The organism is Bradyrhizobium sp. CCGUVB1N3 (assembly GCF_024199925.1).
In the GTDB taxonomy this organism is placed as follows: Bacteria; Pseudomonadota; Alphaproteobacteria; order Rhizobiales; family Xanthobacteraceae; genus Bradyrhizobium.
Window position 1 is genome coordinate 47411 of sequence record NZ_JANADR010000002.1, and the last position, 24685, is coordinate 72095.

The window sequence follows — 24685 nt, forward strand, 5'->3', positions numbered from 1 at the left end:
GCTACGCGGCGATCGGTGCAACTTATTTATACGGATAATCAGAATCGGTTTACTAGCGCTAGTAAACCGACAAGACGGAGTTCGAAGCCGCCAAAAAGGAAAATCGCATAAGCCGATCCCGATCAGGTCTGCGCGATCGGCAAGGCGCGCGGCATTTAGTTGTCCCCGCCGCTTGGATTCTTCCCTCCGAGGTCGGCGCGCATCGCCGCAAGCAACTCTCGGAATGCCGCGTCCCTTTCAGAGCGAGGACCGTCATTTGTTTCCACGATTCGTCGGGCGCAGCGCGCCACGTCGGGGGAACCAAAAAGATCGCATCGAGTCTGCCAAAGCGCATAGGCTTTGGCCTTTTCGTCAGAGGGCGCGACGGCAGCATCATGTATCGCTTGCAGCAAGCCGAGGTAGGCTTCGCGCTGCTCCTGATACCATCGATCTTGGATTGAGGCGCGCCGCGTTATCCAATGTGTGACAAGAGAAGCCAACAGCGAGCCAATTCCAAGACCCCCGAGCAGTCCCAAGACGATCTGCATCATTACCTCCGTATGAGCTACGTTTTGCCGCAACTCCCCGGATGGCGACTCAGACACGACTCACTTAGGTTGACAACCGTCATCCCATCAACTTGGAGATACCGATGGCTGATAAAGTCAGCGTGGAGCTAGGTGGTAGGTCGAAATACGAAGTCGCTGAGCATATGGCACGGGAGATACTGTACAACTTGGAGGGCAAATCGAAGGCCACGCGAGAGGAGTATTTGCAGGCAGTCTACATCTCTATTCGCGCTCTGAACGGGCTAGACCCTCCAAAGGAAACAAATAAACTATGGTGAAGCTGACCGACATCGCGGTGGACAAGCCGCAGGGCTACCGGGTCGTGGTCGGCGGGTACTTCGGCGATCGCCGGGTCATCTACGAAATCCCGCGCGAACCGCTCGACGACTATTTTCCCCATCGTCCGCATCTGACTGATTTGGCCCTGTCGGCTCGAAGCTGGGATTTTGGCCAAGTTGAAGAACGATTGGTGAACGTCAGAGTTTGGCCTGTGCTTTGAGCAGCATGGCCACATTGTCAGCGGTGAACTTGAAGCCGCGGCGGTCGGGAATACGCTCTACGGAGATAGGGTATTTAGGCCGTCGCGGATCAATGCCGGTGATCCGGAAGCGCTCGCCGCCAGCGATAAACTCGCGTTCGAAGTCAGCAGCCTCCAGGCCGTATTGTTCGGCCAGCAGGGCGAACATCTCCTTATCCAGATTGAGAGGCTTACCGTCTGGCGCGGGAATGCTGATGCGGAATGCAGGTTCGAACGAGAAGCCAGGCTCCAGTCCGCGCCACCCGGCGCTTTCGATGACCAGTCCGTGATCTGAGGCGATCTGTCTGCAAGCCTCAAGCATACGGGCCTGGATTTGCTCGCAGGTGGTGGATGTCAAACGGGTGATGCGGTTTGGCTTGCTCATCCGGAAACACCTTTGCGCACCTGATAGACTGTGCCGCGCGATATACCGAGATCGCGGGCGATCTTGCTGGGTCCTTGACCCTGTTGCAGGCGAAGCAGGATTTCTGCGCGATCAATCCTCGGTGGGCGCCCCTTGTAGATGCCACGTTTCCTGGCGGCGGCGATGCCTTCAGCCTGCCGTTCGCGCCGCAGGTTGGTTTCGAACTCCGCGAAGACCCCGAGCATGTCGAAGAACGCCTTGCCGGCGGCTGTGGAGGTATCGACGGGCTGCTCGGTGGCCACCAGATGCGCCCCCTTGGCCTTGAGCCGGTCGACTATCACCTGAAGATCTCGCAATGACCTTGCCAATCGGTCGATGCGGGTGATGATGAGGGTTTCGCCAGCTTGAATGAAGTCGAGGATGGTCGTCAGTTGCGGCCGGCCTTCGAGCGATGCGCCACTTTTCTGCTCCTCGCGGATGACCTCGCAGCCAGCGTTCCTGAGGGCGGCGATTTGGGCGGCAAGGTTCTGGTCTGTTGTGGATGTACGAGCATATCCGATACGAGCCATGTCCTATACCACGTAAACTGCTCAATTTGGGTGTGCCAACAGGAAGCCACAGCCTCGACCTGTTCATTGACGATGTTTACGAATATTCACCACAGAGATCCGCCGCCTGCGTCCACTGTGGTCATAACGATATCTTCCATGAGCGGGATGTCCTGTAGAGGATACTTGTGCATCAGCGCGAAGGCTGCGGCTGCCAGTGCTTTTGACATTCGCTCCTTCTTAGCCGATTTGAGAATGATCGCGGTTTGCAGAAATCGTCTCGCCCAAATGTCTCGCCGACCTTCGAGAAAGGCCCAGATCCTTTTTTCAACAGTCCGCGCCGACCGAAATCCTTGGATGATGCTGCGTGTTTCTCCTGTGTCTTCAAACCAGCTGTCGGTGAACGGGACGAGCGCATCCAGTGCGGGCTCGTTGCGGAGCATCCGATCCAGTTGTGCCGCTGTCGCATTCTGGATTTCCTTTTGCGGATCGACGTGATCCAGCAAAGCCTGCAGATCCCTTTCCTGGGGCCGCAATTGGCTCAAGCTGCAAGCCTCCATGACGTCAATGAAGCCTGGCGCTGGTGGATGGCCGTTTTCTATCCCATCCGCCAGAGCCGCCTCCAGCAGCAGCTCGGCAGTCATTCGATCTATTCGGACGCTGTTTGCTTCCTGGCGGGCATAAGAGACGATGTTGGTTGCTTCGCGCTTTGAACGGCAACGAATGACAAAGGCATCTTTGATGCCGTATCCGGTCTTTAACAGGATCATCGCGACAAATGTCTGGGCTTGCAGTTTTCCGACAATCGTCAGGCCTTGCGCTCCGACACCGTCGGCAGTGGTCGCCATGATGTCGCTGACTATCGGCTCCGCCCTGTTTTGATTGGAAACATCGGCAAGACCTTGTCGCCGAGCCAGCTTGCCGATGTCATCAATAGCCGCCCGGGCGGCGCTCGCCGGCAACCAGCCGCGAATGATCGGCAAATAGGATAAAGCTTCAGGCTCCAGCTTCCCGCGCATGACCCTTTCTCGTAGGCCGGCAGCCACGGCCTCTCGCGTCAATGATGCGCCGGACACCAGCCAATAGAGCGCACAGCGCTCCAGAAAGGGATTGTCGAGCCTCAACAGATGATGGACAAACGCGGCTTTGACCTCCTCCGGCATTCCTGCCGACATTTCATCCAGGCCACTGAAGAACTCATACGCGCCGCCGCTTTCAGCTTCAACTTCTGCCGCTAAAACCGCAAGCGCGCCATCAAAATCCGGCATCGGGATCTCGTCGGCGGGATTTTCCCCAACCGGGTCGAGCATCAGTATGTCCGGCACGGGCAGACCGGCACGCTGATACAAGCCAGCGATTTTCAAACGGTGAAGTGGCTCGCCAGTACCGGTAGCAATGTGAGCCTTGATCGCCTTCTCTGCATTTTCCAGGAAAGCCTTTCCATATGGGCTGTCGTTCTCGATGCCCATTCGGGCCTCATCCAGCAACAATCCCAACAAGGTCGCCGCATCCGGGTGATCGTCCATGGACTGCACAACCTCCGCAACGATGGCGTCGCAGGCCATGTCATCGGCCAGGAGATCATGCTTTGCTCTCTCGAAACAGAACTGGAACTGCGCCGACGACAACCCATGTTGGTAGAGAACATTCAGGCATGTTTCAGCAATTTTAACCACTATCGTCTCCAAAAATTATGCCGCCAGCCGATCAAAATCGATCCGACTATTCAAGTCGAGATCGAAGCGGCCATAAGGATTGACGTGACTGTAGATCAGGGGCGTGAGGCCGCGATAGTCTTCCGGCGCCATCCGTGCAGCCCATTTCGGTTCCACCAGCACGGTCTGAAGCATGCGTGTGTTCACATAAACCAGCGACGCTTGCAGCAGATGCAAAGCCAGAGCAGAGATCTCTTGCTCATCGATCCGATTGGTGGCGATCTCGCCGCCCTTGCCGAAGAAGACAAAGCCGTTGGCGCTGTTCCAGTTCTCGACGACATTCAGCCCCTCGTGGATTTCTCGACGGAACGATTCCTGGCGAAGATAGCGGCACAGGAATATCGTCTTTACCGCGCGGCCGAGCTCGCTCAACGCTTTGTAGGTCGGGTGCATTATTTCGGCACGGGCAAACCGGCGCAAAATCGCCTCCGGGTCCGCCGTTCTCATCTGCATGGCGGCCGTATATTTGACCATCTCGTCATATTGCTGCTCGATCTCATCCCAGTTGATCGCGCCGGAAAGGACTGGCAGGAGATTCGGCAGCCTTGTGCGCATTGCCGCATCCAGGATGGCCAGCTTCTGGCGGGCAATCGCCTTCAGGCGTGGGGCGAGTTCAAAGCCGAGAAGGCGGCAAAATGCGAAACCGACGGCGCTCTGACCATGACTGTCGACATATTGCCGCTGGATTTCCATATCGGTGCAATGCCGCAGCACGCCCTCGATCATGGAGGCGACCTCCGAGGATGAGCACCGTTTCAATTGCGAATAGACGCAGGTCGCGCGTTTTTCGACATGCCAGTAGATCATCACACCGTGCCCGCCGTATCGGGCATGCCATTCCGTCATAAGGTTACGGTCCCATGCTCCGAACTTTGTCGAATCGGACGCGCAAGCCGTCCCCGCGTCACCCCAGACAGCGGCATTGCGGATGGCCAGGGTCGCGTTTGCAACCCGTGCGCACGCCTCCCTCAGCGCCGGCGCATGGATGAACCGGCGGTGAACATGCAGCAGCTCGTCGTAGCTGACATCAGGTGTCGCGCCGGCGATCCGCTTGAGCCCGGCATTCGTGCCGAGACCATAAAGGCACAGCAGAAGCCGCCGATCTAGCGCCTCGCGCGACAGGGCAACTCTCGACGCCGACGTTTCGAAGGCCTCCAGCAGACCGGTATCGAGTGCCGCTTCCTTCAGCACGTCGAGCAGTCCCGTCATCGGCCAGCGCTGACCGATCTCGCCCTTGATCGCTTCAAGCCCCTTCGGTTCCGGCAGAGGCTTGAACGGTGTGATCGATATGCGATTTTCGCCGCGCCACAGCAGCCGGACCTTGTCGTTTCGTGGGATCGTTTCATTCAGAAGCAGCAACTCATGCTCAAGCTCCCGGCGGATGCCGGTCGTGAACGCTCGCGCGTCCGGGGTCAGGTTAAGGCCGGAATAATAAGCGTCACGGTGGATTTCGAAGTCCTTGGGAAGATCGTCGTCAGGGTTGCGATAACGGTTCGCGCCGACAACCCAAATCTCCTTGGAGCGGATGCGGTCACGCAATTGGGTGAGGACGCAGAGCTCGTAGCTGATCCGGTTCACACGGCCATCGTCATCGATGACCGAACTGCGCCATCTGGCCGGCATAACCTCGTCGATCGGCACATCTTCCATCGGCACAATCCGGCAGCCGTCATCCACCTTGCTTCTGATCCAATCCAGCGCCGCCAGAACCGGACGCCACACGGTGTTGTTCGACCGGAATTCCAGAACGGAAAGCAGGCTGGGCAGCATGCGCCGGTAATGATTGGCCCAGGACGAGCGCATCACCTGATATATACGCCGGTCGAGAGCCCCTTTTGCCTGGCTTTCCTTGACGATCGCCGCCAGCTTGTCCTTGCCGACGATGGGGAAGATGACATCGCAGACGCGCCCCGCCGGTTCGTCGATCGAGGCAACGGCAATCTCGACCAGCAACTTTTCCTTGCCATAGACCCGCTCGATGTCTTTCGCGATATCGCCCACGACCTTGCGTTTCGAGCGCGTCCCGATCTTGTGGACCGTCTCGATCAGCAGGTCGACCATGGCGTCCGTGAGCTGCGCTTCCCGCGACAAAAGATAAATCGCGTAGAGGCCGATTTGTCTGGCCGGCGCGTGCCGCCGCATCTCCCAGGCCTTTTCGCCGGCGACACGGCGGACGATCTGTTCCACCCATGCCTTGCCGGTCGTCGACAAGATATCTCGTGGCAGATTAAGTTTCTGAATGAAGGCGAGCTTCGCCGCCATGCCGAGGATGTTGTCGAGCGTGGTCTGACCGGCATCACCCCTCATCGTATTGAAGCCGGTCTGGCCGTCCGGATCGGCAATAGACGCTTCCAGCAATGCGACCGTGCCTGCTGAAAGGCGAGGGCTCACCCCTGTCAACCAGCTATCGAGATACTGCTGCCGTTGCGAACGCACCAGGCGTTCCAGTTCCTTGTGCGACGGGCCGTATATGCAACGGTCCCGGCACCACAGAAAAACCTGATCGAGCATGGTGCCAACCGAGTGCCCGGTCGGACACAATTCGCCAGCAATCCATAATGTCAGCTTTTCCCGGTCGGGCCGTTTCAGGCGTCGAAAGCCGAGATGCTGCAAAATCTCGGCACAATGCCGGCGCGCTGTCCGGCCGGAGAAATCGTACTGGTTCACGGCGTCACATTCGACGCCAAGCTGCACGGCCAGCCAGGAAACGCCGTCGGTCGGGATCGAGGCATGGTCCTGTAAAAAGAAGCCGTGCGCAGCGAAGAACTTTAGCTGAACCGCTAATCCCAGTCGCGCCGGGGCCTGCTTGCCGTTCACAAATTCAATATCGGAAAAACTCAGGCTCCAACGCCCGACAAAATCCTCACTCGAAATACTCAAACCCATCAGTCAACTCCATAATTCGGAGCACACTGTCATTCCCAATAAGTTCAGCCGTCAATCACCGCCGCCATGTTCCCACAACGTTCTTCAACTTGGCCAAAATCCAAGTTTCGAGCCGACAGGGCCTGATTGCCTGTTGGGCTGTCTATGGTCTCTTTCGCATCGAGGGATATCAGGGTCTTGCCGTGGGACTAGAAATCTTGCGCGGCATGATAGGCGTACATTGGGAAGGGCTTTATCCTCCGATCAAGCGGGAACGTGCACGGGTTGGCGCGGTCGATTGGCTCGTCGGTCGCCTTGGTCCGGCTGTGGCCGAAACTGCGGCGACTGAAGCCGATTATCCGGCGGTGCTTGCCGCCTATGAAGCGCTTGATGATCTGGATCGCCAGTTCGGCGAGAAATTGATCAACGAGCAGGTTGCCTTGGGCGAGCTTTTCCGGGCGCTGAAACCGCATTACGAGGAAGCCAAACGCGCGGCCGCCGAGGCCGCGGGTCGCATGGCCGACGCGGTCGGTGCTGCCGAGGAGACCTCGGCCGCGCCGGCGGAGGCTGCGCCGCCGGTTGACGGGGCTCAACGGGCGGCACCACCTCTGGCGGTCCTGGGCGGCGTCGATGGCGACTGGGCCGAGTTCACGCTGCGTTTGCCCGATATGCTCCGGCAGGCAGCCGCCGCCATGCGCGTCGCATCGCCGACAAACCCGAAGGCCTATCTGCTCAATCGCGTCGGCTCGTGGATGCGTTTTGACGCGCTCCCGCCCGAGTCGGGTGGCCGCACCGCGGTGTTTCCGCCTGGCGATAGCATCGTTGTTAATGCTGATCGAAATTTGACCCCTCAATCAGTACATCTCGTAGGCTAACATCTTGATTTAGCAAGTGCCGGAAGAGTGACCCCGGCGCCGATCGGCGTCGGACCCTCGCGCCGATTCACATCCCTTAACACCCCGAGCCAGGTTCCCTCGTTCCGGATTGAAGCCTGTGATGAGATCATGCCGCCTATACACCGGCTGCCGCGTGGACCGTAAGCAGGTGTCGCCCACACTCTTCCGAGCATCACTATCCCCATGCTCGTTTTGACAGCGCCTGGACCCATTTCGATGCGTCATCGGCGGTTCGCTTGCGCTCATCTTCTCATCACTCACCTGACGGCGTAGCCCGCCGCCTTTTCCCCAGCGCTCACCACCACGTCTCTTAAACGCAGCAGCCTGGAGTGGTTTGAAGCCTGCCCCTGCAGGCCGGCTCCGGGAGGCCACCTCCCATCTTCAACACAGTTGTGCCGGCAGATACGCACCGGCTACGAGGCACACGGAAATACGGATCGTGGACCCAGCGCTCGCACACCCCCTCATCGGACAGCCCGTAAATGTGCTTGAGCAGCAAAAGCCCGATCATGAAGCGGGTCTCGATCCCGGGCCGGCCGTTCTCGCTGTAGAGCGGAGCGATCTCGCCGTCGATCCAGTCCCAATCGACCTTGCCAGCCAGCAGAACCAGCTCGTGCTTCATGTTGATGATCTGGTCCAGCCGCGCCCGGAACAGGTCATTCGATCCCGTGGTCTTGTGCTTCTTCGGCCGCATCGTCTTCTCCGATGCACATCCAAAAACCAATTTGCAGGGTTTGGAAGCCTCAAGCCCCAAATCCCTGCAATCTCAAACGCCTCCAAAACCCGAAAACAGACTCCCGCTCAATCACTTAGAGCCTTGTTCACGGCCGACCGATCAATGACGCTTCGTTCTCAGCCGGAAGGTGGACACCCAATCCAGTTTTTTGCTTCACCGTATCCCACGCTGTCATACGTGGGCTGCAGCGTAGCCCGCGTCTAAGGTCGTCGCAGCCGGCTGAATATGCGGTCAGCCGCTGAGATACTTTGCGACCAAATCCTTCACGAACACAATCCACAAGCGACCGGCGATCACCCCGATCGCATCCTTGCCGAAGCTTGAGCAAAGTATTTTCGACTCCGCACTCGTACTCAATACGCATCTAAAGCCCATCGATGCGCCGCTGTTGGTTGACTACGCCTATTCCGCCGCCCGAATTGTCAAGCTGAGGCGGCAGGGCCACATGGCCGAGTTGAAGGAGAATTCACGCCTCTCACGATGGCCTTTGCCACGAACCTGTGATTGACGCCGCGAGGTTCTGTTGATCCCGGATTAGGGTTTTGTCTCCAAAGTACCACGGGCGGCTTCCCGCAATTTTCTGAAGGCGTCGCCGCCAACAAGTCCATCCTGCGTAATCGATTTTGCATGCTGAATGGGTGTGATATCCCTCGTCATGGCGTTGCTCTCCTTTGTGGAATCAGCACCCTGAGCCTACCGGCTCAGGGTGGGCAACGCCGACCTTTTCAGAAATTCAGCAGAACCCCGGGGCATCCCCAAGGAGTATATGCAAATGTCCTTTGCGATCATTCGCGGTCGAAGTGGGCGGCGACATGAAGTCGATTTTGGCGAATCACCCGTTCGCGTGGAAATTCATGCGAGCGGGGAGACTGTCGAAAATCGTCGTCGAAGCGGACGCAGAGACGGCGGCGGAGGAGCGCCGACGCTTCGCCATCATCAATATCCCGCGCCACCAATTCAGCCAAGCTACCGGCGAGTCGGCCCGACGCGCAGCCGATAGTCCCCTAAAACGGCGACCTTATTGAGACCTCAGAGCGACGCATCATCCCAGGACGTCTTGGCCGGCATCGTCGAGCGGGTCACGTTCCACAACGCCGAAAACGGCTTCTGCGTGCTGCGCGTCAAGGCGCGTGGCCATCGGGACCTCGTGACGGCCGTCGGCCATGCTGCGACCATCGCCGCGGGCGAGTGGATCACAGCCACAGGCGACTGGATCAATGACCGGACCCACGGTCAGCAGTTCAAGGCACGGTTCCTGCGAACATCGCCGCCGACGTCGGCTGACGGCATTGAGAAGTATCTCGCCTCGGGAATGATCCGTGGTGTCGGACCGGTCTATGCCAAAAAGCTCGTACGCGCCTTCGGCGACAAGGTTTTCGACATCATCGAGTCGACCCCTGCCAGGCTGCGCGAGGTTGGCGGCATCGGCCCGGTCCGCGCCGCCAGTATCTTGGCTGCCTGGGCCGAGCAGAAGGCCGTCCGCGAGATCATGGTGTTCCTACACAGCCACGGCGTCGGAACGGCACGTGCGGTGCGGATCTTCAAGACCTACGGTTCCGATGCGATCCAGGTGATGACCGAGAACCCCTATCGGCTGGCACGCGATATCCGCGGCATCGGCTTCAAGACGGCCGACACCATCGCCATGAAGCTCGGCGTCGAAAAGACAGCGATGATGCGGGTGCGCGCTGGAATCTCCTATGCCCTGACCGAGGCGATGGATGACGGGCATTGTGGGTTACCGACTGACGAACTGATCCCGCTCGCGCAGAAGCTTCTCGAAGTTCCCTCGGGCCTGATCCGTGCCGCGCTCGAACTTGAACTGCGAGAGGGGACCGTGGTCGCAGAGCGGGTTGGTGATGCGCCGTGTGTTTTCCTTACCGCTCTTCATCGGGCCGAACGTACCGTTGCCGATCGCCTGTTGCATCTGGCCAACGGCGTGCCACCGTGGCCAACGATCGATCCCGACAAGGCCTTGCGTTGGGTGGAGAAGCAAATCGGAATGTCCTTCGCGGAAAGCCAGGTCGCCGCGGTTCGCCTCGCCCTGATATCCAAGGTCGTGGTCATGACCGGCGGACCCGGGGTGGGCAAGACCACGATCGTCAAAGGCATCCTGAATATCCTGGCGGCCAAGGGCACCAACCTGCTGCTGTGTGCGCCGACCGGCCGCGCCGCCAAGCGCATGACCGAGGCGACCGGCTTCGAGGCCAAGACCATTCACCGCCTGCTCGAAGTTGACCCCAAGACAGGTGGCTTCAAACGCGGCGAGAACAACCTGCTCGACTGCGACCTCTTGGTCGTCGACGAGGCCTCGATGGTCGACACCATGCTGATGCGGGCGTTGCTGAAGGCAGTTCCGGACGGGGCCGCCATGTTGATCGTCGGCGACAGCGATCAGCTGCCTTCGGTCGGTCCCGGCCAGGTGCTGGCCGACATCATTTTCTCCGGCGCCGTGCCGGTGGTGCGGCTCACCGAGGTTTTCCGGCAGGCCGCTCAGAGCCGGATCATTGTCAGCGCCCATCGCATCAATCAGGGCGCAATCCCCGATCTCAGTCCGCCGGAAGGCGAAAGCGACTTCTACTTCGTCCAGGCTGATGAACCAGAGAAGGTCGTTGCTCGCATCATCGAGCTCGTGAAAACCCGCATCCCCAAGCGATTTGGCCTCAATCCGATTCGTGACATCCAGATCCTGTGTCCGATGAACCGGGGCGGTGTCGGCGCCCGATCTCTGAACGTCGAATTGCAGGCCGCTCTCAACCCTGCCGGCGAGCGCAAGGTCGAACGGTTTGGCTGGACCTTCGCCCCTGGCGACAAGGTTATGCAGATCGAGAACGATTACGATAAGGAGGTCCACAACGGCGATATAGGCACGGTGGTCGACGTCGATTCTGCCGAAGGTGAGCTCACCGCAGAATTCGATGGCCGCATTGTTGCTTATGAATTCGGCGAACTCGACATTCTGGCCCCGGCCTATGCGGCGACGATACACAAGAGCCAGGGATCGGAATACCCCGCCGTCGTGATTCCGATCATGACCCAGCACTACGCGATGCTTCAACGTAACCTGCTCTACACCGGCGTCACCCGCGGCAAGAAGCTGGTCGTTCTGGTTGGACAGAAGAAGGCCATTGCCATCGCGGTACGGAATGTTTCCGGGCGGCGACGGTGGTCCAAGCTCGCCGAGTGGCTGCGCGAGGCTTCATCCGACCATGCGCCGATTGGCACGATCATTTGATCTCGGCGCGCGAGCCGCAACAGAGCCGACCATCGTCAACCTGCCAGCGCGAATTCGAGATGGGTCGGCGATGACGACAACAATCACAGCATAAACGGCTCCCCCACTTATTGCATGAGCATCTAGCGATGCCCGCCTCCCGCATTTTGCGTCCAATCCGCAGAAAACAATGCTCGCTACGTCACAGAATCTCGCATTAGGAGCCGGACTGTGATGCGATCAGAAGACTTCCGTTGGCGAAGAGCACCAAGACCTGCCCGTCGTTCCACGTAAACACCTGAAACTTGATGCCCTCCTGGATCTCGCTTGACATGAGAGTGCCTGCGCAGCCAAACCTGTAAACAACGTCTGCATAGTTCGAGCCCAACTCGACACTTTTGAACTCCAAGTCCGTCACGCGACAATGTCCGGCCGGGAATGAGTGAGCGTTAACGGAGCTGTAACTTGTGTCTAAATCATCAGGAGCGGCCGGATTGACGAGCGCTCTGCTTGCCGGAGCGCTGGCTTTCGCTAATCGGGAACCGCTCGGGCCTGGCCGCACGAAGAGCCACGCGAAGACCGCAACCGCTGTGATCCGCAGGACTGCTCGCCGATTAATAGAGCTGCGTGCCCCAGCGAATATTCGAGATGTCGTCACCGAATCTGGGATGCTGGCAGACTTGATGGTGGATTGCTGGCAGAGGTGCTGATCATTTCCAGATGGTGCACGTGAAGTGGAAGACTTCGGCTGAATGAAAAACAATGGGCTTCCCTCACATTATTATTCCGGAGAGGATGGTCAGGTCGACCCGACGTCAGCACAACGCACTCCGCGTTATCGGTGCGCCGCCCCCTGATTCTGCCGCCAATCGGACAACGAAATCATCACCAGCTCCAGCCAGCTGACGATTGCTTGTAGTGGCGACATCGCTTCGGCTTTTTCTCAGTCTTGATTGTGCTGATGACTGCCAGTGCAGGCCTGAAATTCAGTCCTGCAGAACACGATGTTGATCAACCTACAAGAATTTGCAGGTGGCGGAGATCAATCTCATCCGAGAGAATAAGCAGCTGTTGTAGAGTTGGTGGCAGCAGAAGACTTGCTTAAGGCAGTCGAATCCGCCACAGCGAGGCAAAATGAACTTGAATGCAGACGAGTTAATCCGCCGAGCCGTTGGCGCTGTCGGGTCCGTGCAGTCCTTATCTCCGTAAGCTCGGTTCGGTCAGCGAGGCGCGCGTGGGCTGCTGCTCGCCGACGGAAAAACCGCGGTAAAACACCGGGCTGATCCAAAATCCGGAGATGTGCCCGGAAAGACGGCTCGCAGCAAGGGAGTTCACTGACGCTTTCGGCACGGATATCGGCTAGCGCTCGACGCCCGATCTGGAATCCCGCTCCTGAATAGCCTGCTCACGGAGTGCTGAATGGGACTGCTGGGCATCCTCGTTGGGCTTTCGCTGCTCATCTTCTTTGCGTTTCGTGGCTGGGCCGTCCTGCTGCTCGCGCCGATCGTGGCGCTGGTGGCGGCCGCGTTCGGCGCACAGCCGTTGCTTGCCAACTGGACCCAGAATTTCATGGTGAGCGCCGCCAACTTCCTGGCGCAGGTATCAACATGATCGATCGTAGACGCCATCTTCATCGACAATGAGCGTGCCGACCAAGCCGCAAAACTCCAACAACGTGTGCCAGTCTCGACCGTTTCGAGCGAGGCGGGAAGCTTCGATCGAAAACACCGCGCCGACACGGCCCTCGCAGATTAACGCCAACAACCGCTCAAATCCACGTCTTGCAACGCCGCCGCCAGACTTGCCGAGGTCATCATCAATTACCTCGACTTCGCTCCAGCCGAGTGCACGGGCGCGAGCCTCAAGGCCGTATTGCCTGCGTTGGCTCTCCAGGTTGTGTACAACCTGATCGACCGATGACTGTCGAACGTAAACCACGGCGCTACGCGCCAGGTGATCAGCGGAGATCTTCGTCATGACCCGCCTCCTGACCTGACTGGGCTGGCGCGGCGGGCGCCTTTGCGACGGCTTCGTTAGCAGAAGCGACAGCAACTTTGCGGCCTCGGCTTGCACCACCTGAGGCAGATGCTCCGCTCGCGCCGTCGCGAACAGATCCGGTTGCCACCTCTTTTGCATCGTCTTGGACATGGGCTCCTCCCTCGACGGGAGGCGATTCCTCCCAACGCGAGGCTACGAGGACGTCAAGGAACGTGCGAAGCTCAAGAAGTCGCTCCACCGGGAGAAACGGATCAGCTACAATTTTAGCCGATGCTGCTTCGAGCTCCGTCATCCATGCCGGCAGAAGATGGAGGCGGCCGTTCTCGCGGCGAACCGTGAAGTGGCGATGGCCATCGTGGATTTGTTCGCCGAGCACGACCAAGTCTCGGCCAGCGTCAGGATGGAATGGATATGTTACTCGAACTTCGTTGCCCGGAATCCCTGCATTATGCAGCCCCTTCGGAAGGCGGGGGCGAGACATGGGCGGTACTCTCTTCGCTTCTTCACACGGCCAAATTGAATGGCCTCGACCCCGAGGCCTATCTCGTCGACGTTCTCGAACGCATGGTGAGCGGCGCCACGAAGACCCACCAGCTTCACGAACTTCTGGCCTGGAACTGGAAGGCCGCGCGCGAAGCCGAAAAGCGTGCCGTGGCATGACGAAGCGGAAGCAACGGCGAGTAACGCGTAAGCCGGTCAAGGCGACGATGGCGGACTATGCCATGTCATTCGAGCGGCTCGGGCAATGGATGAGCGAGCGCGCCAGGTCACCGACGCTTCGGCATCCGCGGGCGACGTCGCTCTCCATGCTCGACGGCGCAGTGGCCGCTGTCGTCGCCGGGCCGGTCTCGATGGCCTCCGAGGAATGGGTGTGCCCGCTCCTCGGCGTCGATCTCGACGCCTTCAATCACGACACCGAGGAGTTCTCGGCGATCGCTGCCACGCTGATGCGCCACAACGCGATCAGCGAGACGCTGTCGACGAGACCGGAGAGCTTCGAGCCGCTGTTCGTGCGATCGCCGGACGGCGACGTCGACCCGCAGCCTTGGTGCATGGGCTTCTACGCCGTCATGAAGCTTCGGCTTCTCGTCTGGTCGCGGCTTCTCTCCCCGAACGGAACCGAACACCTTATGCTGCGGCCGATCCTGGTCCATTGCATCGATGACGCCGGTCGGCCCTTGCTGCCCCCGGCCCGGCGCACACTGGGAACACAACCCATCGTCCAAAACGCCTGGCGCGACATTCCAGCAACCGTCGAGGCCCTGCGGCAGTTCTGGATGCCTATACGCTTCAAGCGTGGCGCGTAGGCCGTCCGCGCCAAGTCCGTGGCCCTCTCGTACCGCTTACCGTAGGCCACTGAACTTCTGAGAAGCGCAGCAACGTAAGCGGCAAAGAGACAGTCTCTTTGCCGCTTACGGACCGTCTGAAAGCGCTTGACCTCAAACGGCGGATTAGAGAAGCAGACATCCCAAGCTGTCGCTTCGGGCGAACAGGAGACATTCGCGAATGCAAAAGGCCGCCAATTTAGGCAAAAGACCGCGCGGGCGGTCCCTACTTCTCAGCGGCGATGCTTTTTTGGCTTTAACGACGCAGCCGGCGTCGTCATCTCTGCGCGGACATCGCCCAAGCCATTGGGTGACGCCGATGCCACTGGCGTTTCGACTTCGCGACGCGGCCAGGTAAAGTCGTCGGCGCGACCAGCTGGCGGCGACAAAGGCTCACCTTTAATCATGACCCGCGCGGCAAGCGCGTCGACCGGGGCCGGCGGCGCCTCCGGGCCGCCGAGCAATTGGTCGCTGTTAATGGTGGCGGCGACCAGCGGCACGATCGGCCCGGCCAGCGGACGCGGCGCGGGCTGACCGGGGGCCACATTGGAGTCGGGAGTCGCAGGCTCGGTGGGTAGCGCAATCGGTCCCGAGCGCGCAGCGAGAAGACGGCTGATCTCGCGCTCGACATAGTGGGCGAGTTTGCGCGCGCCGGGCTTGGTGAAATAAACGCCATCAGAGGTGCGCAATTGGCGGATCTGGCCTTCGAGATCCGGGCCCTTCTGCAGGAAGGCCCCCGCCTCGTCGACAAATCCGTCCCAGATATCGACATAGGTGATCCCAGCGCGCCCCGCAGCATCGCGGTAGAGCGCGTCGAGAAACAGCATGTCCGAGGTCCTCTTCTGTCCGAAGATTGCGGGCAGTCCCACCCAGACCACCGGCACGCCCTTCGACTTTGCGACCGCGATCAGCTCGTCGACCTTCTTGGTGTAGAGCTCGACCCAGCGGTTGTCGCGAAACTCATAGATGCCATTCGGCGAACGCGTGCTCTTCTCCAGCGCTACCCGCGGCGCGTCGGTATTCTCTGCATCGTCCGCCGGCAATTCGCTGACGGCGACCTTGTCGTCGGGTTTGGCTGCGGTGTTGCCCGAATTGTCCTTCGACTTCGCATCTGCAGGCTTGTTGTCCGGCCTTCGCTCATTCTTGTCGTTCTTGTCGGCTGGCTTGTCGCTCTTCTCGGCGGCCGGCTCGCGGATCGCCATACGATCGTTGAGGCCTAGCATCACCACGATGACGTCGGGTTTTTCGTTGGCGAGGATGTTCCTTGCAGCTGAGGTCCAATCGGCAGGCGCCCCCTTGGGCTGGTACTGGATCAGGCCGGAGATCGTTTTCACCATCCGGATTACGCCGATGGCGGGCTGCTCGGCGTAAGCGTCCTCAAGGCCGTAAGCGAGCCAGTCGGCCATGGCGTCGCCGAGCACGAGCACGTAGCGTTCGGGCACCATGTCGCGCTTCTCAGGCGGCGGGGCCCTCGAAAAATCCTCGCGCACGGGCGGCGGGGCCCTCCGCCGAGGCTGGGGAGCGGGCTGCTGAAACGGACCAAATGTGTCGTTACCAAACCAGCCGCCACCGATCCCGCCGCCACCGCGTTGTGGCGGCGGCCGCTGCTGAAATCCGCCAAAATTGAAAAACTGCGCCGAGGCGGGCCCGCCAACGCTGAGCACCGCCGCAATTGCCAACGCGATCAGCGGACGGCTTCCGGTCAAGACGCCCATTTTTTTGGGCTTGTCGGACATGCTCTTTAACCGCACTAAGACCCCAACATTGTATCACTAAGGCTCTGTGACGCGTCTCAGATCACCGTGAAGTGCGTCTCGTCAATTCGGTAGCGTCCGCTCAAGTCGCGCATGCACATTTCCGCCGCGGAACGTACGGCTTTTTCGGTGAACGCCCGCCCTTGCTCACTTCACCTGATGATGGCTTGCCGCGCGGGCAGAATTATTGTTCATTCGTGCTCTGATTTGGCTCCGATGCATGGGCTGCCTGGCTAGCGACCACGGAACGTACCATGGCTTTCGGCGCGCCGCCGTATCGACAAACTACTTCACCGTCGCCGGATACCTGCGGCCTGATCGGCTAACGCTCTAGCCAGCCTTCTCTCTTTCGTTGGAGTCAAAGTCTGGTTCGGCGTCGTATCGAACGACGATCCATTTTTCCATTATGACCTTGGTCCCAAGGTCTTTTCCCGTCTCCGCCCTTGTTGCGTTGAGAGCTGCGACCGCTTGCGTTTGATCGACAAACGAACCCTGCAAGGTGGCGTTCGGAAGAGTAAACAGGCTGGTGTGCTCGTGGTCCAGAACCCATGGAGGCCATCCGTGCTCGATAGCTTTATTGATAAGCTTTTCGTGCGCGTCTGGTTTGGTCTCATTCAGATCGTACGAGGCAATAAATCTCGGCATCGTAGTTGCTCCGCTCTGCGGCGCACGCGCGGACTGAAGGCAGCGCGGACGTGACTCGGCGCCGTGGGTGAGTCAAAACCCGGCGCTGTCCCTACCGCGCCCGCGCTGCCAGCGACGTTTGCGGCGATGACTCGACGCTCGCGTAGTGGACCGACCCTGAAGCGCTGTCCCTACCACGCGCCGCAAACTTCGTGGCCAGCCTTCGCCTTTGGACTAGCAAGACTGACTACCTTGGCCGCTGGGGTTGGAGTGGCACGTAATCCACGGAGCCCTACCAAAGAGTATCGCGGAGGAGTGCTGCAAGCACCTACCAGGATTGGTTGGTGCCGCCTGGGGCAAATGCACCATGGCGAAATGAACTAGATTCGATCTTTGATGTGATTGAGCATCACCGCGAGCTGCGCGCGCAAGACGATGCCGCGCGCGGTCACGGCCGCGATGACACTGGTGCCTTGATCGTAAAGGCCGTGCTGCCTGAAAGGTGGACCGCGCGCCGCGCCATCTCCGCTTCGAGCCGGATCAGCTCGGGTGCCGTGTATTTCGCCGGCGCCCACATGCCCGTCGCGAAGTCGATCGACTCGCCTTCCAGCCGCAGCGCATCCGGGCTTTGCAGGACCCGCGCCATCAAGCGCGGAAACGTTTCGGCATCGTCGACATAGCGATGCAAAAGCTTGCCTACATGTCGAGCACGATCTCCGGACGGCGCTGGATCCGCCTCAACGTCTCGGCCCGGTTCTCGTCAAAGACACGCAGCCGTTCGAGCTTGGGATCACGCCCCTCGCGCTCCGCCCGGCGCTGGATGGCCTTGGCCGCGACGCCGATATAGGTGGTCGGCACGACGTCGATCCCGCGCTCGGCATAGGACCGTCCATCGACACGAATCTGGAGGCCGTTCAGGGCGAGATGCTGATTCTGCAAGTCGAGCCAACCGTTTTGCTGATCGAGGAACTCCCGCTTGTCGCCGGCCCCGAGCCGGTAGGCGATCTTATCGGATTTCATGCGCAGCGGCTGCCCGTCTTCACTGATGACCACGACCCGCTTTGGCCCGAATCCGTCCGCGGTGAGAGGCCGCAGCGTCGTCATGAAGTGGACATGCGGATTGTCCGGCTTATTGTGATAGACCCAGTCCGCGACCTGCTCACGCGACAGCACCTGCTCGACCACGAACTGGAATGTTCAAGAGGAGGCAACAATGGCATTTTCCCTTATCGAGAGTATCGCAACGAGGTACCTTGCTTGATTGTCAGTTTAGAACGCTCTCCGCTTAGGCGTTTGTGTGGGACGAACGAAGAGAAAGTTGCGGCTACGCTGGCGGCGGGAGAGCCATGCGCTCACGGCGTAAATTGTGCCGATGACAGCGAAAGCGGTCGACAGCAAAAAGAAGAATAGCATCGCTTGACCCCCTTAATTGTTGAAGGTTGGTCTGGCTGCATGTGTGGACCGACGCGCGCAGCGCCGAATTGTAAGCCCAGAGGCAGGCCAATCTCCATACAACGTGACGTAACGTCAGGTTCAAGCACCGGGCGAGGGAAACGACGTCCTGGCGGTTCGTCTTCACCTGATCCCGGCTTCCTTGGAATCAACGATGGCGCCAACTCTGTCATGGCCAAGCGACCGGGGCAGGCGATAAAGACCATAGCCAGTCGGGCCGCCCTCGTAACAGGTCGCCGACGCATCGCCCTCACCGAAGAAGCGAACCTCTCCTTCCTGGCCTGTTTTCGTGATTGCGACGGCGGACGTCGATTCCGACAAATGTCTGCCACGGCTCGTCCTGCTGTGATGAGGATCGGCTCGGTATGTCCGAGTAACCCTCGGACGCACAGTGTAGGGCGAGCAAACTTCACTGGAAGAGTCGGACGTACGGCCGTGTCACACCGAGCCGCTGGATCGGCCGCTCCTCGTTGAGCTTGGTGAGCAACTCGCCGATCGCCGTGTTGACCTAAGGGCAGTTCTTTCGCGCCAGCGCGCCGAGCGGCAAACGCGGCGACGTCAATCTGCACTATGGCAGCGAACCGGGATCGACGTTTTACAGCCACCTATCGGACCAGTACGGCTATTTCAGCATCCTGCCCATCAGCCCGACGGAAAGCGAAGCGGCCTATGTGCTGGATGGTTTATTCGACCAGGACACGATCCAGCACTTTACCGACACTAGCGGGGCAAGCGAAGGCGCTGCGGGAAGTCGGCCGCATCGAACGATCACTGTTCATGATCGAATGGTATTCCAGTCCGGCCTTGCGCCGGCGATGCCAAGCTGGCCTCAACAAGGGTGAGGCAGCGCAGAAACTCAAGCGTGCGGTGTTCTTCCACGAGCGCGGCGAAATCCGTGGCCGGTCATTCGAAAGCCAGGCATTCCGCGCTTCCGGTCTTAATCTCGTCGTCAGCGCCATCGTGCACTGGAATACTTTTACCTCGACCGCGCTGTCACTCATCTGAAGCGAGAGGGCAGAAACGTTCCCGACACGCTGCTCAAGCACGGCCGCTCAGTTGGGAACATATCAACCTGGCCGGCATCCTACCTGGGATACTGAGCACCAAATGCCCGAAGGCTTCAGATCGCTTCGGCTGCCAGCGCCAATCCAACGAGCGGCTTGATGTTCATGCCCCATTCGGCCTTACCGTAGGATTTTGAGCAGCTCTTGTTCTGACCCCAATTTGGTTCTGACGACAGTTCACCCCGCGAGAACTTGCGGGGTCGCATTGCGTTCATATTCCGAAATCGGAGTTGCCGATCTCTGCGGGGTAGCGCGTTATCGGCCGCCTTGGCGGCCTCTCCATCGGCGGCGGCAGCAGTGCACTACGCTCGATCTGGTCGGCGATGCGACAACTCGTTGCCCAGTCTACCGGCCAGATCCGAAAATGCGCCTTCCGCCGCTTGCACTTGGCACGAGGGGTCAAGATTATCGATACCAGTCGCCACCACCGAGACGCGGACCGCACCTTCCAGCCTCTCATCGAACGTGGCGCCGACGATGATATTGGCATCCTGGTCGGCCTCTTCGCGAATACGGCTAGCGGCTTGATCGACCTCGAATAGTGTTAGGTCGTTGCCGCCAGTGATAGAGATGATGAGGCCACTGGCTCGCTTGATCGAGGGGTCCTCGATCAACGGATTGGAAATCGCTGCTACAGCGGCCTTAAGCACGCGCGATGCGCCGGAAGCCTCGCCCTTGCCCATCATGGCCTTGCCCTTCTCGCGCATGATGGAGAGAATGTCCGCAAAATCGAGGTTGATCAGGCCCTCCTTGACTATAAGGTCGCTGATGCAGGCCACTCCCGAATGGAGCACTTGGTCGGCCAGGGCGAAAGCTTCGGCGAATGTAGTCTTCTCGGTGGTCACCCGAAACAAGTTCTGGTTTGGGATGATCAGCAGGGTGTCCACTGTCTTCAGCAAATCCGCGATGCCGGCTTCGGCAAGGCGCATGCGGCGCTGGCCCTCGAATTGGAATGGCTTTGTGACTACGCCGATCGTGAGAATGCCAAGCTCACGCGCCGTCTTGGCGATAACGGGCGCTGCCCCGGTGCCGGTGCCGCCGCCCATGCCGGCAGTGACGAACACCATGTGTGCGCCGGTCAAATGATCGCGGATCGTGTCGATTGCCTCTTCGGCTGCGGCGCGCCCCACATCGGGCTGCGAGCCTGCGCCCAGTCCTTTAGTCACCTCGGTGCCCATTTGGATGAGGCGCTTGGCCTTCGACATGGTGAGCGCCTGTGCGTCAGTATTGGCGGCGACGAAGTCGACCCCTTGCAGCCCGTCCGCGATCATGTTGTTGACGGCATTGCCGCCGGCACCGCCGACGCCGAACACGATAATGCGCGTCCTCAGCTCGCGAACATCGGTGATGTTGATCATTTCCGCCTCACGATTGCGTAGGGTATGAGAGGACTCGAATTGCTACCTACAAGCCTTGCGATCTGCTGTCCGCGGCTAGATGGCCCAGGGGCTCCGGCTTGTCCGTCGCGGTGGGACGCCAGCTCGCAGAGAGCCTTCTAAGCCGGCCGTCATTCTCCTTGGCAGCCGAAGCCTCAGCAGTTGCCCGCAGCACTTCGGCCATCAGGCGATAAGCACGCTCGCGCTCAAAATCTGCCCGATCACTGGCTGCGGTCGCCTCGAGCCGCATGATCTCTGCCTACAATGTCACGATACTTTCCACTCGTAGGGTTCCTTGGCTGTCGTCCGCCTGTTCGCGGTGGCATATGCGTTTCCAGCGAGGTCAACGCTCATCAAAGCTAGCCATTATCCGAAAGTGAGCGCGGCGATTGGCGCCGCTTGGCAGGGGAACGAGCCGCCACAGGCAGAGTTTCGGTGGGCAGCAAGTGCGACATATGTCAGTCTCTCAGTGGGCATCGGCTGTCTTCCTGGGAACGGACCGGCAATGTGCGCTGATAGCCAAAGGCTAAGCCGCCATGGTTAAGAGAGCGTTAACGCGCCTGCCGACCGATGGCGGGGTTTGAGCGCGGGGCGCCGAGGATGCGTCAAACCAACTGACCTCGGGAGGGGCGCCGCTCAAGACACTCTCCATCGGAATGCCCTTGGCCTGGAGAAACGAGTGGAAGCCCATGACGCCGAGGCCAACGGAGCGTTCGCGCAGGGCGGCGTAGCGGGCACGCTTCATGCCGTCCGGCGCCACCGTGATAAAGTGGGTGAGCACGTTGTCGAGGAAGCGCATGACGTCCTCGATGAAGCCGGGCTCCTTATTCCACTGGTCCCAAGTCTCGAGGTTGAGCGACGACAGGCAGCACACTGCGGTGCGCTCCTCGTCGCGATGATCGATGCCGGTCGGCAGCGTAATCTCGCTGCACAGGTTGGAGGTCGAGACCTTGGTACGCGTACGACCATGACCGCTGAATTGCGCGTTGTGAATTTTGGCGAACAGGTGAGAAATCGCCTGTATGGACGTGCATACAGTCAATTCTGTCAGTCGGCTTGAGATCGTTGATAGGGGCGGTCGACGTCGGTTCAGCGACGAGGCCAAGCTGAAAATCGTCGCCGAGAGCTATTCATTGCCCCGTTTAGGGTCGGCCACGGCCCGCAAATACGGGATCACGCGCTCGCAGTTGGCTGATTGGCGTAACGCAGCCCGGGCCGGGCGTTTTGGTTCGACTTCGGTTGAAGGATTTGTGCCAGCGGTGATCGTGCCGGAGGTTCCGGCGGCGCCCGCGACGCCGATGACGAGCGCGGCCGGCAGTCGTATGGAGATTGTGGCTTCTAACGGTTGTCGGGTGATTGTGGATAGGGGCGTCGATGTTGACGTGCTGATTCGGATCATGCGTGGTCTGGAGACGCTGCGGTGATATCGCTTCCCTCTGGCCAGAACGTGCGTGTGTGGCTAGCGACGGGCTATACCGACATGCGGTGTGGATTCCCGTCTCTTGCGTTGCGGGTACAGGAGGTGCTCCGAATGAGCCCGATGGAGGGCAATCTCTTCGTCTTCCGCGGTCGCAGTGGTTCGCTTTTGAAGTGCATCTGGCACGATGGCCAGGGCGCATGCCTTTTTACAAAAAGATTGGAACGTGGGAAGTTCATCTGGCCTACCGTTGATGGAGGCGCTGTTCCAATATCGCCGGCGCAGCTGAGTTATCTTCTGTCCGGAATAGATTGGCGTCATCCGCAGGAAACATGGCGCCCGACGCGTGTCGGATAGCATTTTGCGATTGCATATTTGTGCTGATCTGATTCGATGGCTTCGTGACATCGAAAACGGACGATCTTCCCTCTGACCTTGCGAGCGCCCTGGCGGCGTTGCGGGTTGAGCGCGAGGCTCTTCGGGCCGAACGAGAAGCGCGTCAGCAAGCCGAGACGAAGGCTGCGAGTGCGCAGGCCGAAGCAGCCAACGCGCTGGCAAAGCTGTCCGGCAACGAAGCGCTGATTGCACATCTTGAGCTGCGCATCGAGACGCTGAAACGCGAGCTTTATGGGCAGCGCTCCGAGCGCGGGGCGCGACTGATCGACCAGCTGGAACTGCAGCTTGAAGATGTTGTTATGTCGGCGACCGAGGACGAGCTCGCCGCGGCCGCTGCAGCGGCGAAGACGCAGAGCGTACGCGCCTTCACGCGCAAGCGGCCGGTGCGCAAGCCCTGGCCGGACGACATCGAGCGCGAGCGCATCGTCATCGATCCTCCAACGGCCTGCCACTGTTGCGGCGGGTCGCGGCTGTCGAAGCTGGGCGAGGATGCAAACAGGACGCTGGAGGAGATCCCGCGCCGGTTCAAGTTGATCGAGACGGTCCGCGAGAAGTTCACTTGCCGCGATTGCGGGCAGGTCAGCCAGGCACCGGCGCCGTTCCATGCCACGCCGCGCGGCTTCATTGGTCCGCAGCTGCTGGCGACAATCCTGTTCGACAAGTACGGCATGCACATCCCGCTCAACCGCCAGAGCTCCCGGTTCAAATGCGAGGGCATCGACATGCCGGTGACCACGCTGGCCGACCAGGTCGGCCACGGGACCTTCGCCCTGGCTCCGATCTCCGAGCTGATAGAGAAGCATGTCTTCGCGGCCGAGCGTCTTCACGGCGACGACACCACCATCCGCATCCTGGCGAAGGGCAAGTGCACAACTGGACGCATCTGGTTTATGTTCGGGATGACAAGCCCTTCGCGGGCACCGCTCCGCCAGCTGCAGTCTATTACGCCTCGAGCGACCGACGGGGTGAACATCCCCAGAAACACCTGGTTGGGTACCAGGGCATCCTTCAGGCTGACTGTTACAGCGGTCTCAATCCGTTGTTCGACGAGCGGCGGAAGGACCGGCCGCTCACGCCCGCCTTCTGCATGGCCCATGCCCGCAGGGGGTTCTTCGAGCTGGCCGACATCGAGAAGAATGCCCGGGACGGCGGAAAGGGCAAGCCGATCTCCCCGATCGCGCTGGAGGCCGTCAAACGGCTCGACGCCTTGTTCGAGATCGAACGTGGGATCAACGGCATGACAGCCGCCGAGCGGCGTGCCGTGCGCCAGGAAAGGAGCAAGCCGTTGTTCGACGAACTGCACGCCTGGCTGCTGCGCGAGCGCGAAACCCTCTCGCGTTCTTCCGAGGTCCTGAAGCCAATGAACTACAGTGCGCCACGAAGGCGAAGGAACGAGGGAGAACATGAAAATGTAACCCAAACTTCGAGTAGCCTTGCTGCGCGAGAGATGGGGGTTGGCCCTCCGGACTCGGATTACAGGATCAGGGTCCAAACCACCACAAGCTGCGTCGGCACAATGGCCGAGGTGGTGAGCGTTGTTGGAAAAAGCGGGCGACATGCCCGTCAGGTAAGCCTCAGGAAGGCGAGTGGAAACGAACCGCCGATGAAGCATCGAAAATTGGATCAGATGTTGTCGAAACCAAGGGCTTGTAGTTCCCTTGGGACCAAATCTGGCAAGGGCCTGTATTTTGGCCAGGTGGCAACCGGTGTAAAGGCGGCGCGATCCTGATGGCAGGCTCTTGCGTGGAACGTGGGAACCTGCGTCGTGATGACAAGGGAGAACCTGAAGGCGGCAGCACCGCTGAGGGGAGAGTACCGATGCACGGCGCAGGGGCGGACGGGTTCGCAGTAGTGATGAAGCCCGGTAATGCGGGTA

At 59.9% G+C, this 24685-nt stretch carries 18 protein-coding genes and 8 pseudogenes; 13 read left to right on the plus strand and 13 right to left on the minus strand.

Annotated elements, in window-relative coordinates; genetic code table 11:
- Positions 1–155 precede the first annotated feature (155 nt).
- Positions 156–527 (minus strand): hypothetical protein, encoded by a 372-nt coding sequence (locus NLM33_RS46970; protein ID WP_254106324.1) that lies wholly within the window; start codon positions 525–527, stop codon positions 156–158.
- Between the two features lie 104 nt (positions 528–631).
- Between NLM33_RS46970 and NLM33_RS46975 the strand changes: the two genes are divergently transcribed.
- Together NLM33_RS46975 and NLM33_RS46980 are read left to right on the plus strand one after the other, a co-directional pair.
- The gene (locus NLM33_RS46975) at positions 632–826 is read left to right on the plus strand and encodes a hypothetical protein (RefSeq protein WP_254106326.1); all 195 of its coding nucleotides are present in this window, start codon (positions 632–634) and stop codon (positions 824–826) included.
- A complete protein-coding gene (locus NLM33_RS46980) occupies positions 820–1047 on the plus strand; it encodes a hypothetical protein (protein WP_254106328.1) in 228 nt (75 codons plus the stop codon). The genes NLM33_RS46975 and NLM33_RS46980 overlap by 7 nt, the downstream gene beginning before the upstream one ends.
- On the opposite strand, the gene NLM33_RS46985 is transcribed toward NLM33_RS46980, so the two are convergent.
- The 4 genes from NLM33_RS46985 to NLM33_RS47000 all read right to left on the minus strand — a co-directional run bounded on the left by NLM33_RS46985 (position 1025) and on the right by NLM33_RS47000 (position 6578).
- Positions 1025–1450: a hypothetical protein gene (locus tag NLM33_RS46985; RefSeq protein WP_254106331.1), complete on the minus strand. Its 426-nt coding sequence runs from the start codon at positions 1448–1450 to the stop codon at positions 1025–1027. The genes NLM33_RS46980 and NLM33_RS46985 overlap by 23 nt on opposite strands.
- Positions 1447–1998, minus strand: a complete 552-nt coding sequence (locus NLM33_RS46990) for a recombinase family protein (RefSeq protein WP_254106333.1) — start codon at positions 1996–1998, stop codon at positions 1447–1449. The genes NLM33_RS46985 and NLM33_RS46990 overlap by 4 nt, the downstream gene beginning before the upstream one ends.
- An 86-nt stretch (positions 1999–2084) precedes the next feature.
- Positions 2085–3653 carry a hypothetical protein gene (locus NLM33_RS46995; protein ID WP_254106335.1) on the minus strand — a complete coding sequence of 523 codons (1569 nt, stop codon included), beginning with the start codon at positions 3651–3653 and terminating at the stop codon, positions 2085–2087.
- Between the two features lie 15 nt (positions 3654–3668).
- Entirely contained in the window at positions 3669–6578 is a 2910-nt protein-coding gene (locus NLM33_RS47000; RefSeq protein ID WP_254106337.1) for a Tn3 family transposase, read from the minus strand.
- A gap of 89 nt (positions 6579–6667) precedes the next feature.
- Here NLM33_RS47000 and NLM33_RS50100 point away from each other — a divergent pair.
- Together NLM33_RS50100 and NLM33_RS47005 are read left to right on the plus strand one after the other, a co-directional pair.
- Positions 6668–6853: pseudogene (locus NLM33_RS50100) on the plus strand (type VI secretion system ImpA family N-terminal domain-containing protein); the annotation flags it as partial.
- A gap of 30 nt (positions 6854–6883) precedes the next feature.
- Positions 6884–7432 (plus strand): type VI secretion system domain-containing protein, encoded by a 549-nt coding sequence (locus NLM33_RS47005; RefSeq protein ID WP_254106339.1) that lies wholly within the window; start codon positions 6884–6886, stop codon positions 7430–7432.
- A gap of 445 nt (positions 7433–7877) precedes the next feature.
- Here NLM33_RS47005 and NLM33_RS47010 read toward each other — a convergent pair.
- Positions 7878–8147: pseudogene (locus NLM33_RS47010) on the minus strand (transposase); the annotation flags it as partial.
- Between the two features lie 854 nt (positions 8148–9001).
- Here NLM33_RS47010 and NLM33_RS47015 point away from each other — a divergent pair.
- From NLM33_RS47015 to NLM33_RS47025, 3 genes and pseudogenes are all read left to right on the plus strand, one after another.
- A complete protein-coding gene (locus tag NLM33_RS47015; protein ID WP_254106341.1) occupies positions 9002–9214 on the plus strand; it encodes a hypothetical protein in 213 nt (70 codons plus the stop codon).
- The gene (locus NLM33_RS47020) at positions 9211–11424 is read left to right on the plus strand and encodes an ATP-dependent RecD-like DNA helicase (RefSeq protein WP_254106344.1); all 2214 of its coding nucleotides are present in this window, start codon (positions 9211–9213) and stop codon (positions 11422–11424) included. The genes NLM33_RS47015 and NLM33_RS47020 overlap by 4 nt, the downstream gene beginning before the upstream one ends.
- Before the next feature lie 1398 nt (positions 11425–12822).
- Positions 12823–13002 (plus strand): annotated as a pseudogene (locus tag NLM33_RS47025) (GntP family permease); the annotation flags it as partial.
- Positions 13003–13017: 15 nt separating this feature from the next.
- On the opposite strand, the pseudogene NLM33_RS47030 reads toward NLM33_RS47025, so the two are convergent.
- Positions 13018–13380, minus strand: a pseudogene (locus NLM33_RS47030) (recombinase family protein); the annotation flags it as partial.
- A gap of 432 nt (positions 13381–13812) precedes the next feature.
- On the opposite strand from NLM33_RS47030, the gene NLM33_RS47035 reads away from it, so the two are divergent.
- Together NLM33_RS47035 and NLM33_RS47040 are read left to right on the plus strand one after the other, a co-directional pair.
- Positions 13813–14061, plus strand: a complete 249-nt coding sequence (locus NLM33_RS47035) for a transposase domain-containing protein (RefSeq protein WP_371930186.1) — start codon at positions 13813–13815, stop codon at positions 14059–14061.
- Positions 14058–14708 (plus strand): UPF0149 family protein, encoded by a 651-nt coding sequence (locus NLM33_RS47040; protein ID WP_254106348.1) that lies wholly within the window; start codon positions 14058–14060, stop codon positions 14706–14708. Before NLM33_RS47035 ends, NLM33_RS47040 begins: the two co-directional genes overlap by 4 nt.
- 251 nt (positions 14709–14959) lie before the next feature.
- Here the strand turns inward: NLM33_RS47040 and NLM33_RS47045 are convergent, their stop codons facing one another.
- The 4 genes from NLM33_RS47045 to NLM33_RS47060 form a co-directional block, all read right to left on the minus strand.
- A complete protein-coding gene (locus NLM33_RS47045) occupies positions 14960–16462 on the minus strand; it encodes a DUF459 domain-containing protein (protein ID WP_254106351.1) in 1503 nt (500 codons plus the stop codon).
- A 348-nt stretch (positions 16463–16810) separates the two neighbouring features.
- Positions 16811–17125, minus strand: coding sequence for a hypothetical protein (locus tag NLM33_RS47050; RefSeq protein ID WP_254106353.1), 315 nt, complete (start codon positions 17123–17125; stop codon positions 16811–16813).
- 427 nt (positions 17126–17552) lie between these two features.
- Positions 17553–17792, minus strand: a complete 240-nt coding sequence (locus NLM33_RS47055) for a hypothetical protein (RefSeq protein WP_254106355.1) — start codon at positions 17790–17792, stop codon at positions 17553–17555.
- 8 nt (positions 17793–17800) lie between these two features.
- Positions 17801–18289, minus strand: coding sequence for a MobA/MobL family protein (locus tag NLM33_RS47060; RefSeq protein WP_254106356.1), 489 nt, complete (start codon positions 18287–18289; stop codon positions 17801–17803).
- Positions 18290–19068: 779 nt separating this feature from the next.
- Between NLM33_RS47060 and NLM33_RS47070 the strand changes: the two are divergent.
- Positions 19069–19720: pseudogene (locus NLM33_RS47070) on the plus strand (Tn3 family transposase); the annotation flags it as partial.
- Between the two features lie 205 nt (positions 19721–19925).
- Here the strand turns inward: NLM33_RS47070 and ftsZ are convergent.
- Together ftsZ and NLM33_RS47080 are read right to left on the minus strand one after the other, a co-directional pair.
- Positions 19926–20978: pseudogene (ftsZ, locus tag NLM33_RS47075) on the minus strand (cell division protein FtsZ); the annotation flags it as partial.
- Between the two features lie 652 nt (positions 20979–21630).
- A pseudogene (locus NLM33_RS47080) lies at positions 21631–21948 on the minus strand (ribonucleotide-diphosphate reductase subunit alpha); the annotation flags it as partial.
- Between the two features lie 70 nt (positions 21949–22018).
- On the opposite strand from NLM33_RS47080, the gene NLM33_RS47085 reads away from it, so the two are divergent.
- The 3 genes and pseudogenes from NLM33_RS47085 (at position 22019) to NLM33_RS47095 (ending at position 24538) form a co-directional block, all read left to right on the plus strand.
- Positions 22019–22420 (plus strand): transposase, encoded by a 402-nt coding sequence (locus NLM33_RS47085; protein WP_254106358.1) that lies wholly within the window; start codon positions 22019–22021, stop codon positions 22418–22420.
- Positions 22421–22449: 29 nt separating this feature from the next.
- Positions 22450–22770 (plus strand): IS66 family insertion sequence element accessory protein TnpB, encoded by a 321-nt coding sequence (gene tnpB / locus NLM33_RS47090; RefSeq protein ID WP_371930196.1) that lies wholly within the window; start codon positions 22450–22452, stop codon positions 22768–22770.
- A gap of 44 nt (positions 22771–22814) precedes the next feature.
- A pseudogene (locus NLM33_RS47095) lies at positions 22815–24538 on the plus strand (IS66 family transposase).
- The last annotated feature ends 147 nt before the right edge of the window (positions 24539–24685 follow it).